This is a genomic window from Burkholderia sp. Cy-637, from assembly GCF_011753175.1.
Taxonomy (GTDB): domain Bacteria; phylum Pseudomonadota; class Gammaproteobacteria; order Burkholderiales; family Burkholderiaceae; genus Burkholderia; species Burkholderia gladioli.
The window spans coordinates 1-14,193 of the sequence record NZ_VWWC01000182.1 but is presented as its reverse complement, the minus strand read 5'-3'; the positions used below and the strand labels follow the sequence as shown (position 1 = coordinate 14,193).

Annotated in this window: 12 protein-coding genes; 10 read left to right on the top strand and 2 right to left on the bottom strand. The window is 69.6% G+C overall.

The annotated features are described in order from the left end of the window. The 8 genes from F3J10_RS30210 to F3J10_RS30175 form a co-directional block, all read left to right on the top strand. Positions 1-542: type III secretion protein HrpB4 (locus F3J10_RS30210; RefSeq protein ID WP_205200548.1), on the top strand; the 542-nt coding region annotated here is incomplete at its 5' end. A 41-nt stretch (positions 543-583) separates the two neighbouring features. Further along, positions 584-1,489 (top strand): type III secretion system stator protein SctL, encoded by a 906-nt coding sequence (gene sctL, locus F3J10_RS30205; protein ID WP_240155749.1) that lies wholly within the window; start codon positions 584-586, stop codon positions 1,487-1,489. Positions 1,490-1,491: 2 nt separating this feature from the next. Beyond that, positions 1,492-2,844, top strand: coding sequence for a type III secretion system ATPase SctN (gene sctN, locus F3J10_RS30200; RefSeq protein WP_036054803.1), 1,353 nt, complete (start codon positions 1,492-1,494; stop codon positions 2,842-2,844). Between the two features lie 14 nt (positions 2,845-2,858). Further along, positions 2,859-3,371 (top strand): type III secretion protein, encoded by a 513-nt coding sequence (locus F3J10_RS30195; protein ID WP_226285099.1) that lies wholly within the window; start codon positions 2,859-2,861, stop codon positions 3,369-3,371. Next, a complete protein-coding gene (gene sctT / locus F3J10_RS30190; RefSeq protein WP_025101007.1) occupies positions 3,368-4,252 on the top strand; it encodes a type III secretion system export apparatus subunit SctT in 885 nt (294 codons plus the stop codon). The genes F3J10_RS30195 and sctT overlap by 4 nt, the downstream gene beginning before the upstream one ends. Positions 4,253-4,483: 231 nt before the next feature. Beyond that, positions 4,484-5,923 carry a helix-turn-helix transcriptional regulator gene (locus tag F3J10_RS30185; RefSeq protein WP_025101008.1) on the top strand — a complete coding sequence of 480 codons (1,440 nt, stop codon included), beginning with the start codon at positions 4,484-4,486 and terminating at the stop codon, positions 5,921-5,923. Positions 5,924-5,960: 37 nt separating this feature from the next. Then, on the top strand, positions 5,961-7,772 hold the full coding sequence (gene sctC / locus F3J10_RS30180; protein ID WP_025101009.1) for a type III secretion system outer membrane ring subunit SctC: 1,812 nt from the start codon (positions 5,961-5,963) through the stop codon (positions 7,770-7,772). Positions 7,773-8,007: 235 nt separating this feature from the next. Then, positions 8,008-8,862, top strand: coding sequence for a phage tail tip lysozyme (locus F3J10_RS30175; RefSeq protein WP_167243639.1), 855 nt, complete (start codon positions 8,008-8,010; stop codon positions 8,860-8,862). A 109-nt stretch (positions 8,863-8,971) separates the two neighbouring features. Here F3J10_RS30175 and F3J10_RS30170 read toward each other — a convergent pair whose 3' ends face one another. Next, the gene (locus F3J10_RS30170) at positions 8,972-9,991 is read right to left on the bottom strand and encodes a response regulator transcription factor (RefSeq protein ID WP_240154852.1); all 1,020 of its coding nucleotides are present in this window, start codon (positions 9,989-9,991) and stop codon (positions 8,972-8,974) included. A 474-nt stretch (positions 9,992-10,465) separates the two neighbouring features. Continuing rightward, positions 10,466-11,110: a DUF3455 domain-containing protein gene (locus F3J10_RS30165; RefSeq protein ID WP_025101012.1), complete on the bottom strand. Its 645-nt coding sequence runs from the start codon at positions 11,108-11,110 to the stop codon at positions 10,466-10,468. A 294-nt stretch (positions 11,111-11,404) separates the two neighbouring features. Here F3J10_RS30165 and F3J10_RS30160 point away from each other — a divergent pair, with 294 nt between their 5' ends. Continuing rightward, the gene (locus F3J10_RS30160) at positions 11,405-12,472 is read left to right on the top strand and encodes a hypothetical protein (RefSeq protein ID WP_098151562.1); all 1,068 of its coding nucleotides are present in this window, start codon (positions 11,405-11,407) and stop codon (positions 12,470-12,472) included. A 108-nt stretch (positions 12,473-12,580) separates the two neighbouring features. Beyond that, a partial coding sequence (locus F3J10_RS30155; RefSeq protein WP_167243638.1) for a type III effector HrpK domain-containing protein occupies positions 12,581-14,193 on the top strand: 1,613 nt, incomplete at its 3' end.

Genomic DNA, 14,193 nt, shown 5'->3' with positions numbered 1-14,193 from the left:
CCGTGCTCGGCACCGGCGGCGCCGGCGTGCAGCCCGCGCCGGGCGGCCCGAAACCGAACCTCGCCCTGCTCGACGCGCTGCCGGTCAGCCAGGCGCTGGCGGTGCTGCGCATGCGCTCGCTGTCGTTCCGCCGCGTCGAGGTGCGCCGCCTGATCGACAAGCAGACGCGCTCGCGCCTGGCCGACTGGACCGGCGTGCATCCCGACGCGATCGCGCAGGACGCCCACGCGGCCGATGCGCCCGACGTCGCGCATCTCGCCATGAAGACCGGGCTGCCGCCGCTGGCGCGGCTCGACGCCACCGCGATGGCCGCCGAGGGCTGGCTGCTGTTCGTGCGCGACGCCGGGGGCGCGGCCGAGGCGGCCGATTCCGCCAACCCTGCCGACCGGCGCCGTCCCTCGCTGACCCGGCTCGCGCTGCCGCGCGCCTTCGCGCCGCCGGCCTCGCTGCCGGCCGCCAGCGGCCTGGACGCGGCCGGCTCGATCCGCCTGTTCGCCCGCATGCCCGATTTGCTGCCGGAGGTTGCATGGCTATTTGGTTGAGCCGTCCGCGCGACGCGCAGCACCAGCCCGACGAGGAAGCGATGCGCGCGCGGCTGGGCGCGGCGAGCGACGTGCTGCCGCGCGAGCTGTTCGGCTCGCTGGTCACGCTCGAGGACGCCTATGCCGCGCTGGCCGACGATCGCGCCGCGCTGATCGAGGCCGCCCACCAGGAAGCCGCGCATATCGTCGAGGCGGGCCGCGCCGAGGCCGAGGCGATCCTCGACATCGCGCGCCGCGAGCGCGAGGCCGCCGCCCAGGCCGGCTATCGCGACGGCTACGACCGCGCGCTCGGCGACTGGATGGACCGGCTCGCCGACGTGGCCCACGCGCAGAACCAGTTGCAGGTGCGCATGCGCGAGCGGCTGGCCGACATCGTGGCCTCGGCCGTCGAGCAGATCGTCAAGACCGAGAACCGCGCGGCCCTGTTCGAGCGCGCGCTGGCCTCGGTGGAGCGCATCGTCGACGGCGCCACCTACCTGCGCGTGGCCGTGCATCCCGACGATCTCGACAGCGCCAAGGACGTGTTCGACCGGCTCGCCACGCGCTGGCGCGAACTGGGCCGGCCGATCCCCATGTCGGTGGTGGGCGACAAGCGGCTCGCGCCGGGCAGCTGCGTGTGCGAATCCGATTTCGGCGCGGTCGACGCGAGCCTCGACACGCAATTGCGCGCCATGCACGGCGCCGTCTCGCGCGCGCTCAAGCGCACCCTGGTGGAAGCCGAGCAGGCACCGCCGGCCGAGGGCGATCCTTACGGCCAGCAGGGCGAGGCGCAATACGGCGAGGCGCAATACAACGAGGCGGGCGAAGGCGCCGGCTACCACGACCCGAACGCCGCCCAGCCCGGCCATGATCCCTACGCCGCCCAGCCGCAGTACGAGGCCGCGCCATACGCCGACGCGCCGTATGATCCGAACGCCTACGGCGCCCAGGGAGGCCAGTCGCGATGACGATGAACGTCTCCTGGCTGTCGCGCACCGACGACTTCGAGCGCCTGACCGACGCGATCGAGCGCGAGATCCTCGCCGTGCCGGCGGTGGCGCGCACCGGCAAGGTGATGGAGGTGGTCGGCACGGTGATCAAGGTGTCGGGCCTCGACGTCACGCTCGGCGAGCTCTGCGAGCTGCGCTCGCCCGACGGCGTGCTGCTGCAGCGCGCCGAGGTGGTCGGCTTCACGCGCGACGTGGCGCTGCTCTCGCCGTTCGCGCGGCTCGAGCACGTCTCGCGCGCCACCCAGGTGATCGGCCTGGGCCGGCCGCTGTCGATCCAGGTCGGCGACCAGCTGCTCGGCCGCGTGCTGGACGGCCTGGGCGAGCCGATCGACGGCGGCCCGCCGCTGGACAGCGACGACTGGCGCCCGGTGATCGTGCAGCCGCCCGACCCGATGAAGCGGCGCATGGTGGACACGCCGATGCCCACCGGCGTGCGCGTGGTGGACGCCATGATGACGCTCGGCGAAGGGCAGCGGATGGGCATCTTCGCGCCGGCCGGGGTCGGCAAGTCGACCCTGATGGGCATGTTCGCGCGCGGCGCGGCCTGCGATATCAACGTGATCGCGCTGATCGGCGAACGCGGCCGCGAAGTGCGCGAATTCATCGAGCTGATCCTGGGCCCCGAGGGCATGGCGCGCTCGGTGGTGGTCTGCGCCACCTCGGACCGCTCCTCGATGGAGCGTGCCAAGGCGGCCCACACGGCCACCGCGATCGCCGAGTATTTCCGCGACCGCGGCCTGCGCGTGCTGCTGATGATGGATTCGCTGACGCGTTTCGCGCGCGCCGGCCGCGAGATCGGCCTGGCCGCGGGCGAACCGCCGGCGCGGCGCGGTTTCCCGCCCTCGGTGTTCGCCGAGCTGCCGCGCCTGCTGGAGCGTACCGGGATGGGCCAGACCGGCTCGATCACCGCGCTCTACACGGTGCTGGCCGAGGACGAGACCGGCGGCGACCCGGTGGCCGAGGAAGTGCGAGGCATTCTCGACGGCCACATGATCCTGTCGCGCGAGATCGCCGCGCGCAACCAGTATCCGGCGATCGACGTGCTCGGCAGCCTGTCGCGCGTGATGTCGCTGGTGGTGCCCGACACGCACAACCGCGCGGCCTCGCGCGTGCGCGAGCTGATGGCCAAGCATCGCGAGGTGGAGGTGCTGCTGCAGGTGGGCGAATACCAGCCGGGCCAGAACCCGGTGGCCGACGAGGCGATCGAGAAGGCCGACGTGATCCGCGAGTTCCTGTGCCAGCGCACCAGCGACTACGCGCCCTACGAGGACACCACGAATTACCTGCATCAACTCGCCGGGGTGGGCGCATGAGCGCCGAGGCGCGTTTGAAACGCGACCGCCGCGCGATCGCGCTGACGCGCGCCAGCGACCGGCGCCGCAAGCACAACGAGCAGTTGCGCATGCACCTGGTGGGCCTGCGCCGCGCGCTGGCCGAGCGCGAGGCCGAGCACGCGGCGGCGCTGGAACGCGTCGAGCAGGAGCGCGCCGCGCTGCAGTCGATCGACGACCAGGTCGAGGCCATGATGACGGGCGTCACGCCCTTCGTGGTGGACGATTTCCAGGCGCTGAAGATCGTGCGCGGGATCGCCGTCGAGCGCCTGCAGGGCGCCGAGGCGCAGGTCGAGACGGCCTGGCAGGCGGTACAGGAGGCGCAGCAGGCGATCGTCGATACCAATCGTGCGATCGCACGCAACAACGGCAGCGTCGAGGCCTGCGAGCAGCGCGTGGCGAAGATGCGGCTCGGCTACCAGCGCGCCGAGGACGACGCGGCCGACGACGAGGCCGAGGACGGCGTGCTGGCGCGCCGCGCGCGCGACAAGGCAGGGGCGGCCGCATGAACCCGAGCTTGAACGCGCTGCCCGACATCACCCACCTGGTGATGGGCTACCTGACGCTGATCGGCGTGTCCTCGGTGCGCCTGTTCGTGATCATGACGATCTTCCCGCCCTCGGCCGACGGCGTGCTGCAGGGGCCGGTGCGCAACGCGATCGTGATCCTGTTCAGCACCTTCGTCGCCTACGGCCAGCCGCTCGCCTTCGGCGAGCAGCTGCACGGCGCGGCGCTGGTCGAGCTGGGCCTGCGCGAGGGCATGATCGGGCTGGTGCTGGGTTTCGCGGCGTCCTCGGTGTTCTGGGTGGCCGAATGCGCCGGCTACTATATCGACGACCTGACCGGCTACAACAGCGCCCAGGTGCAGAACCCGCTGCGCAACGAGCAGGCCACGCCCACCGCCACCCTGCTGCAGCAGGTGGCCACGGTGGCGTTCTGGAGCCTGGGCGGCATGAGCTTCCTGCTCGGCACGCTCTACGAGTCCTATCAGTGGTGGCCGCTGACGGCCCACAGCGTGGACGTATCCAGCGTGCTGGAGGCTTTCGCGCTGAAAGAGACCGACACGCTGATGCAGCAGGTCGCCAAGCTCGCCGCGCCGGCCGTGATGATCCTGCTGCTGATCGACTTCGCCTTCGCGTTCGCCGCCAAGTCGGCCAGCAAGCTCGAGCTGATGGGGCTCTCGCAGCCGGTCAAGGGCGCCGTCGCGGTGCTGCTGCTGGCGCTGTTCGTGGGTGTGTTCGTCGACCAGGTGCGCGACCAGCTCACCCTGTCGGCCTTCACCTCGCAGTTCCGCGCCTGGGCCGACGCCGCGCACGCGGCCGATGCGAACCCGGTGGCGCATCCCGTCTCTCCACCTACCTTGCCGCTCTTCGGCCCCGACGCGAAGTGATGTCGGCCCCGGCGATGTTTGGTGAGATTCATCGCACCGGGTGAGCACGATTCGCGCCTGAGCAATCGTGAGACTCGCGCGAAGCCGCGTCGCGCGGGGCGCAATTCTCAAATCGGAATTATTGCTGAAGATTACTCAGTCAAACTGAGGGTTCGAAAACAGGCCGGCGACTACATTGCTCGCATGGCGCCGCGCCCCGGTGCCCTGCGCAAATGCAAGGAGAGTCGCTTCATGTTTTCGATGCTCTATTTCCCGGTGGTTTCCGCGCTCGCGGCGTCCGACGAGGATGCCGGCTCCGGCATCGCGGCCCGCGCGGTCGATTCGATCCTCGACGGCGAATTCGCCGCCGCCGTGCAGCAGTCGGGGCGCCGTCTCGACGATTCCGCCGCTGCCGCCACCGCGGCCGACCTGCAGTGGCACGCCGACCTGCAACTGGTGCTGGGCTTCGACGCCGAGGCCGAGGACGCCTACCGCCGCGCCCAGCGCCGGATGCGCGGCTCGAAGGCCGAGATTCGCGTCGCCACCTGCCGCAACGCGGCCTGGCAGGCGCTGTTCCGGCATCGCATCGGCACCGCGCTGGCCTGCTTCGCGCGTGCCGCCGAGGAAGCCGACGCGCCGCCGGCGCGCCGCATCGAGGCACGCATCGGCATCGCCTGCGCGCTGCACGAGCTGGGCCGCACCCGCGAGGCGCTCGACGCGCTCGACGAGGTGGTGCCCACCAATGCGCGCTGGCGCGAGCTGGTGATCGCGCTGCGCTTCGACCTGATCGCCCAGCACGAGCTGCGCTGCGCCAACGCGCTGCAGGATCACGTCTACTGGCGCTCGGCCGCGCTGGCCAGCCCGGCGGCCTACCTGCCCGCGCCGCGCGTGGGTTTCGCCGAGGCGCTGCAGGCCGCCGCCGGCGTGCGTGCGCCGCTCCTGGCCGCGCGCGTGGCCTACCTGCGCGAGCTGCGCAACGTCACCAGCGGCGACCGTGACGCGATCGCCAATGTCTGCGCCTACCTGGAGCGCATCCGCGAGCAGGGTTTCGCCGACTACCAGCGCGCGGTGCGCCTGGAGATCGCGCTGGCCAGCTTCGTCGGCGACGCGCCGCATGTGGCGCAGACCATCGTCGAGCCGCTGCACCAGGGCGTGCGCGGCTCCGATACCGGCCATCGCCAGCTCGAGTATCTCTACTGCGCCGCCAAGCTGCGCGAAAGCCAGGGCCGCGCCCAGGAATCGCTGCAGTGGTACAGCCGCTACGCGCTGGTGGCGATGCAGTGCCTGCGCGAGGATTCGCACGTGCGCACGCCGGCGCTGGACCGCCAGCCCAAGGCCGCGCCCGACGACGTCAGCGCGCGCCTGCCGGCCAAGTACCGCCGCGCCTATCGCTACGTGCTCGACAACCTCGACCGCGCGGACCTTTCCGTGCGCGAGATCGCCACCCAGATCGGCGTGACCGAGCGCGCGCTGCAGAGCGCCTTCAAGAGCTGCCTGGGCCTCTCGCCCAGCGAGCTGATCCGCACCCGGCGCATGGAGCGGATCCGCGAGGCGCTGATCGACCATGCCGACGCGGGCGACCAGCGCGTGCTGGAGACCGCGCGCCGCTGGGGCGTGCAGAGCCGCTCCACGCTGGTGACCGGCTATCGCAAGCAGTTCCGCGAAGCGCCGTCCGAGACGCTCGAGCGCTGAGCCGGCCGATCCCTTCTATCTTCCCGAATCGACATCCATGAGAGCGAAGAAGCTTGTTGCCGCCGCGTGCGTCGCGGCGGCGCTGTCGGGCTGCCTGTCCGATGCCGCGTTCGCGGCCCCCGTGCGCTGGCGCAGCGCCACCGTGCACGTGCAGCTCGACGGCAAGGACCTGAAGGACGTGCTGCGCGATTTCGCGGCCAGCCAGGGGATCGCCGCCTCGATCGCGCAGAACGTGACGGGCACCGTCACCGGCCGGTTCGACCTGTCGCCGCAGCGTTTCCTCGATACGCTGGCCTCCACCTTCGGCTTCGTCTGGTTCTACGACGGCAACGTGCTGTCGATCAGCAGCTCGAACGACGTGACGCGCCAGGTGCTGCAGCTCGACCATAGCGAGATCGGCCAGCTGCGCTCCACGCTCAAGCAGATCGGCCTGGACGACCCGCGCTTCCCGCTCACCTACGATTCGGCCTCGGGCACCGTGCTGGCCAGCGGCCCCGCGCAATACGTGCAGATGATCGCCGACATCGCGCAGCGGCTCGACGCCAGCACCGGCCATCGCAACGGCTCGGTGATCCGCATCTACAAGCTGAAGAACGCCTGGGCCACCGACCACGAAGTGCAGGTCGACGGCAACAAGGTCAGCGTGCCGGGCGTGGCCACCATCCTCGGCAACATGTACAGCGTGAAGTCGGGCTCGACGGGCGGCCAGCCCAGCTCGACGCCGAACATGCAGCGCGTGCAGTCGCTCAACGACGTGTCGGGCTCGTCCAACGGCATGGGCGGGGGCGGCGGCGTGCAGCCGCCGCCGCTGCCGCCCTCGATGATGGGCTCGCAATCGGTCGGGCAGGCCGGGCAGGCGTTCGGCGGCGCCTACGACAACGGTGGCGGCGGCGGTGGCGGCGGTTATACGCGCCGGCGCGGTGGTGGCGGAGGCGGCTCCGGCAACGACGTGGCCGTGACCGACGGCAGCGACGGCCTGCCGGTGATCCAGCCCGACCCGATCACCAACTCGGTGCTGATCCGCGACACGCCCGATCGCGTCGGCCAGTATGGCGAGCTGATCCGTCAGCTCGACGTGCGGCCGCAGATCGTCGAGATCCAGGCGCACATCATCGAGATCGACGACGACACGCTGCAGCAGATCGGCGTCGACTGGCGCGCCCACAACAGCCATGTGGACTTCCAGACCGGCAATGCGCAGCAGGCGCAGAACAGCTTCGACGGCGGCCAGCTGAACCCGATCTTCGGCACCGTGCAGCAGGCCGGCCCGGGCAACAGCATCGTCAACGCGACGCCGGGCGGCGCGGCGCTGTCGGCCGTGGTGGGCGGCGCGGGGCGCTACCTGATGGCCCGCGTGAGCGCGCTGCAGTCGACCAACAAGACCAAGATCGACGCCTCGCCGCTGGTGGCCACGCTCGACAACGTCGAGGCGACCATGGACAACACCACGCGCTTCTTCGTGAAGGTGGCGGGCTACACCTCGGCCGATCTCTACAGCGTCTCGACCGGCGTGTCGCTGCGGGTGCTGCCGCTGATCGTGCGCGACCAGGACAAGACGCGCATCAAGCTCAACGTGCATATCGAGGACGGCCAGCTGACCCAGCAGAAGGTGGACGACATCCCGGTGATCACCACCAGCCAGATCAACACGCAGGCCTTCGTCGGGCTCGGCGAGAGCCTGCTGATCGCCGGCTTCACCACCGACACGCAGACCAACGGCGTGACCGGCGTGCCCTTCCTGTCGCGCATCCCGCTGCTGGGGGCGCTGTTCCGGTATCACAGCGACGACCACTCGCATGGCGAGCGCGTGTTCCTGCTGACGCCGCGCATCATCGACGCGGGCGTCTGAGCACCGGCCCGGCGGCGCCGCGCGTGCCGCCGGCCGGGTTTCGATCGGTGCAGCCCTTGCCGGTTCGCATCTGCACCGATCGCCGGACCCGATTCGATGGAGACAGGCCGCTGCTGCTCCCATCTTCCGGTTCGCTTCGTGGGAGGCAGCTTCGCGCTGTCCACGGAAGCCCTCGACCACTTCCCTATAGTGCTATGAGTCGGCATTGCCGCCGTCCATTCCAGGGGAGTCGTTCATGTCGCTGTCCATCAATTCCTTATCGACGCCGTCGATCGATCCGATGTCGCTCTGCACGGGCGGCAGCAACGGGTCGAACAGCTCGTCGCTGATCCAGATCCTCCAGCAGATCGCGCAAATGATCCAGGAGATCACCCAGGCCCTGAAGATGGCGGCCTCGCCCGATACCGACGACGGCTCCGGCCTCGGCGGTGGCGGTGGTGGCGGTGGCGGCATGCCCCAGTCGTTCGCGGCGGCGCCGGCCGGCGGTGGTGGCGGCGCGCCGGCGGCAGGCGCGCCGGCCGCGGGTGCAGGGGCAGGGGCAGGCACGCCGGCCGCGTCGAGCGGTGACGGCAGCGGCACGCCGGTGCAGTCCTCGGCGGGCACCAACGGCCCCGGCTCGGGCACCGACGTCTCCAGCCTCGGCGGCGACAATGCCCACAAGATCGCGGCCTACCTGCAGGACAACCTCGGCCTGAACAAGACGGCGGTGGCCGGCGTGCTCGGCAACTTGCAGCAGGAAAGCGGCCTCACGCCGAACATCAACCAAGGCGGCCAGATCGGCGCGCCCTCGGCCAACAATGCCGACGACGACGGCCACGGCTACGGTCTCGCGCAATGGGGCGGCGTGCGCAAGGAAGGCCTCGAGCAGTTCGCGGCCTCGCAGGGCAAGTCGCCTCAGGACCTGGGCGTGCAGCTCGACTACCTCGCCAAGGAAGTGAAGGAGAAGCCGGGCCTGGTGGACGCGCTCAACAACGCGGGCTCGGCCGATGCGGCCGCCAGCGTCTGGTGCAAGCAGTTCGAGCTGGCCGCCGATCCGGAGATGCAGAACCGCGATCAGTACGCCCAGCAGTTCCTGAGCCAGGGGCTGTAGGCGCAAGCGTCCCGCCGCGCGCGGCGGGACCGCTCGGGCGCTTCGCGCGAGGCGCCCGAAAAAGAAATGGCCGGCATCGCGCCGGCCATGGGTCGTGCTGGATCGGTCGTCAGCCTTCGCCGCGCGAACCCGGCAGCGTCGGCATGCGGATCTGGTCCGAGGTGGCGCCGTCGTCGCGCACCGACTTCGCGATCATCGTCGCGCCGATGTGCCAGGGGTTGGCATACGAGGCCCAGGGCTGCGCCAGCGAGGCCGTGAGGCTGTGCCGGGCATGCACGGTGGCGCCGCCACCCGGCGCGACAACGTTTGCGCGGTCGGCTGGCAAGGGGGCCGCGTTCGGGCGTGATTGCGGCGCGCAGGCCGGCGCGAGCTCCGCCATGGCGCGCAGCGAGGCACCCGGCGAGGCTTCGAGCAGCGCCGACAGCTTGTCGTCCTGCATCTCTTCCTGGGCACTCGCCTCCAGCGCGCTGCCGTCGGTCTGCTCGATCCGGTAGCCGTGCGCGTACATGGTGCGCAGCGCCACGCCCGATTCGCCGGTCAGCTCCAGCTTGCGGCGCAGCTTGTAGATATGCTGCTCGAGCCGCCGGCCGACGATGTCTTCCGTGCTGCCCCAGATCGCGCCGGCCAACTGGCGGCGCGTGACGTATTCGCCGGCTCGCGAGAACAGCAGCCAGGCGATCGCGAATTCGCGCGTGGTGACGCGCACGGTGCGCCCCGCGATCTGCACGGTGCTGGCCTGCTGGTCCAGCGTGTACGCGCCTAGCGTGACGCGCTGCTCGTCGCGCGGGGCCGGCTCGGCCTCCACGCGGCGCATGGCGCGAAACGCGCGCGCGGCGAGTTCGTTGCGATCGAACGGCGCGAGCACCACGTCGTCGGCGCCGGCGTCGAAGGCGCGCTCCAGGCTGTCGCGATCGGTAAACGTGCCGACCACCAGCAGGGGCGCCCGGCGGCCGCCATAGAAGGCGCGTCGCGCGAACACGGTGCGCGTGCCGTCGATGCCGGTGGCGGCATCGACCAGGATCACGCGGTAATCATCGCGATAAAGGCCACGCGCCAGGGCGACATCGTCGTCGAATTGAATGCATTCGACCGAGGCATCGAGAAAATGCTGGCGCAGTCGTTCGAACATGCTGACGTTGGGCGTTAATACGGCGAACTTCAACCTGACCTCCTCTCTACTTGTCCCGTCGTGAAATGAACCGGCAGGCTACTGGCACGGAGCGAAAGTACAGGCATCGAAAAACCAAGGATGTAACTTATTGTTAACCGCCGGAAAGAAATTGCCAGTTTTTGGGGCTTGCAGGCACATCTTTTTCGAATCATGGAATGTAATGTTTAGTTTTTCACCTAAACATAAACTTTCGATATGAAAATGTAAGCTTGGAGCGCCTGGGATCAGACAAGATCGTAAGGGGATCGTCAGATACCTAGAATCAGGTAAAAATCAGGCAACGCCAGCTTCCTTTCCATTTGTAATGTTCGCTGATATTTGGTGAGTAATTCTCGGCAATCTTTTAAATGAAGCGCGCGAATACTTGTGCAGATGCAATAAAAAATCGCATATCTTAATGACGCGATTTAATCAAGAAATCAAAAAGATGTGCTAGCGCGCCGCGGCTGCCGGGCGGTAGACGAGATAGGTGGCGAAGTAGGGGACGTAGAGCTGGGTGCCTTCCAGGCGGCAACTGTCGCTGGCGGGGAGGCCGCCGCGCGTGTTGATCCGGATCACCGTGCTGACGCGCGTCATGCGGCCGTCGCGGCCGCCGCGCGCGCGGGTGCTCGCGTCGATCGTGTAGCGGACCCAGGGCAGGGCGCTGGCGTCGACGATGGTGGCCGCCTCGGTCTTGCCGACCGCGAAGCTGCCGTCGTGGGCGAGGAAGTAGCGGCCCGGCGTGACCGCGCCGACGCTGTGCCCGCGCGCATCGATGAGGATGGCCTCGGGCCCGTAGGGCTGCCAGCGCAAGGCCTGGCCCGCGCTCGCGCCGGGTGCGTCGGTGGCCTGCGCCGGCACGCGATGGCAGCGGTAGACCTGGTCGCCCGCCGCCGTCAGCGTTTCCTGCCAGGCCTCGGCATGCGCGCCGCGCAGCGAGTCGGGCACCGCCGCGTCGGGCGGACCCGGCGGGCGCGTCGCGCAACCGGCGAGCAGCGCGAACGCGAGGCCCAGCCCCAGCCCCCGCCCGAACGAAACCCGGCCTGCATGCGATGCGCGATGCGCACCACGACGATCGACGAACGAAAACACGTGCATGGCCGCGCCACGGAGAGTCGGTAAACCCATATCAGACAGGAAGCGCGCCACCGCCGCGTACCGCGATACGAAGCCGTGCGCGACGAGGCGCAGCGACTCGCCCCTGCCTTCGCGGGCCGCCGAGGCCCGGCTTGCATGCGCTTCGCATTTCCGGCAGGGGGTTCGGATCGACGAAGTTTCGATATGCAGCGGTTGACTAGTATTGGCAACGGCATAGCGCCTCCTATGAACAGGCGGCGTGTGACGTGACACCTTGAACGTCGTACTCGGTACCCATTCATAGGAGGCCAAACCATGAATTTCTCAGGCGGAATCAGCCTGCCGAACACTGCCTCGTCGCTGCTGGGCGGTGCGAGCCTGTCGAGCCTCACCTCGCAGGTCGCGCAACTGAAGCAGCAGGTCGACCAGCAGGTCAGCATGCTGGCCGGCTCGGTCATGCAGCAACTGATCGGCCAGATCCAGCAGAGCCTGGCGCAGGCGCAGCAACTCGCGCAGCAACTCGGCGGCGGCCAGTCCGGCGCGGGCGGCCTGCCCGGTGCCGGCGGCGATGCCGGCGGTGCCGGTGACGTGGGCGGCGACGGCGCGCTGGGCGGCATCGGCGGCGCGGGCGTCGGCGGCGCGGCGGACAGCACCGGCATGACGCCGCAATCCGCGGCGGGTGCCCTGAGCTCCTACATGTCGCAGAACGGCGTCGACCCGATCACGCCGAACCAGCTCTACCAACTGGCGCAGAACCCGCCGGCCGGCACGCCTCCGGATGTCTCGAAGGCTGCGCAGTTCATGCTGCAGAATCCGGACGTGTTCAAGGCGATCGAGACGCACGACGTGCCGGGCGCCGACGGCAAGGCCGGCATCGGCGACATGCAGTGGGCCGCGCAGGGCGGCGCCGACGGCACGCAGGGCTCGCAGGCGCCGACCATGTCGGACGGCTCGCCGGTCACCATGCAGTCGGCCGCGGGCGCGATCGCGGCCTACGGCCAGCAGAACGGCGTCGGCACCACCGATCCGAACTCGCTCTACCAACTGGCGATGAACCCGCCGGCCGGCACGCCGCCGGACGTGCAGAGCGCCGCCAAGTTCATGCTGCAGAACCCGAGCGCCTACCAGGCCATCGAGACGGCCGACGTGAAGGGCGCCGACGGCCTGTCGTCGATGGCCAACTTCCAGAAGGCCGCGCAGGGCGGCATCGCCGATCCGACGGCCGGCGCCTCGCCCACCGCCACGGCTTCCGATTCGTCCTTCATCGGCGGTTTCTCCCCGCAGATCATGATGAGCATGATGGGGATGGGCGGCATGGGAGGGATGGGCGGCATGGGTAGCCTGCAGATGCCGAAGCAGCAGGACGACGACGACAACGCGTGATGGCGGCGGCCCGTTCCTCGCGGAACGGGCCGTTTTGTCATTCGCGTTCGCGTGGGGCCGCCCGGTGCCGCCCCGCGTTTTCCATTCCAATTCAATTAGCCGCGTGCCATGACATCCCTCAATCCGCTTTCGTATTCCCAGACCATGAACGTGCCGACCACGGACCTCAGCGGTTCGTCCGGCGGCGGGATACAGGACGCGCTCCAGATGATGGAGCAGCTCAACCAGCAATTGCAGGCGATGGTGCGCAACCTGGCATCGGCGGCACAGCAGCAGAGCGGCGGCGATGACGGTGGCGACGCGGCGCCGGCCGGCGGCTCGCAGATGCCGCAGATGGACCCGTCCTCGCTGGCGCAGGATCCCTCGATGAGCGGCGCGGGCACGCTCGGCGGCGCCGCGGGTGCGGCAGGTGCCTCGGGCGCGGCCACCGACGACGGCAAGTACGCCGCGCTCGACCAGTACAGCCAGAGCAACGACCAGTCCGACCTCGCGAAGTGGTCGGACCTGGCCTCGCCGGACCAGGGCGTGTCGCTCGAGCGTCCGCTGGCGGCCATGCAGATCCTCAGCGGCAAGGCGGGCCCCGACGGCCAGCCGCCGACCGAGGCGCAGAAGGCCGCGGCGATGCAGTTCGTCAACGACAACCCCTCGCTGAAGACGGCGCTGCAGAACACCGGCGCGCTGAAGTCGGACGGCACGATCGACACCAAGAAGATGCAGGGCTTCATGGGCCAGGTCAGCACCAACCTCGACCAGGCCGATTCGGATATCAAGGACTACATGAAGAAGCATCCCGACGCGGATGCCGATTCGGTCAACGTGGAGCGCTCGGCCGGGCTGATGAAGGCCTACAACGCGATCGCCGGCGAATCCGAGGGCCACAAGTCCAACGGCAAGAACGGCAACAACTACACGCACGGCGGCAAGTCGGGCGGCGGCCTGACCACCCAGCAGCAGGTCGAGGACCTGCAGAAGAACTCGGGCTTCAGCTCGGCGCTGAAGTCGGCCGCGACGGCCTTCGGCTCGGACGGCGGCTTCGACGACCTGGACCGCAGCGGCGACGACAAGGCCACCAAGAAGCGCGACCAGATCTATTCGACCAAGAACCTCGACCACTTCCTCAGCGACGATGCGCCGACCACCCAGGCCGGCTCGCAGCAGTTCCTGCAGGACGCGAGCCTGCAGAACATCACCGGCAACACCGATATCAGCTCGCTGAACGGCGACATCATCCAGAACCCGCAGAACTACACGCCGCAGCAGAAGGCGGCGGTGATGGTGAAGTTGATGGAGACCCTGGTGGACGTGCAGGCCGGCGGCTCGGACAAGCTGCGCAACGTCGACAAGACGGTGGCGGCGCTGCAGCAGGACATCCAGAAGCTGGCCAGCGACCCGGCCACGGCGGCCTACCTGCAGCAGACGGTGCCGCCCGAGATGCAGAAGATGTCGGGCGAGTTCCAGGGCGGCGGCGGCGTGAGCCAGGCCGGCAGCGGCGCGGGCGATGCCGGCGGCGACGGCACGGGCGCGGTGGGCGGCGGCAATGGCGACCAGCAGGCCGGCAATACCATCGACGACGTGCATCGCGGCCTGAGCGACGCCAAGACGGTCACCCAGACGCTGGGCGACCTCGCCAAGGGCGAGGGCTTCATGGGCATCGGCGGCGACAGCGCGGCGGCCGAGGCGGCCGGCGCGGCCGCTACCGGCGGCGCCGAGGGCGCGGCAGA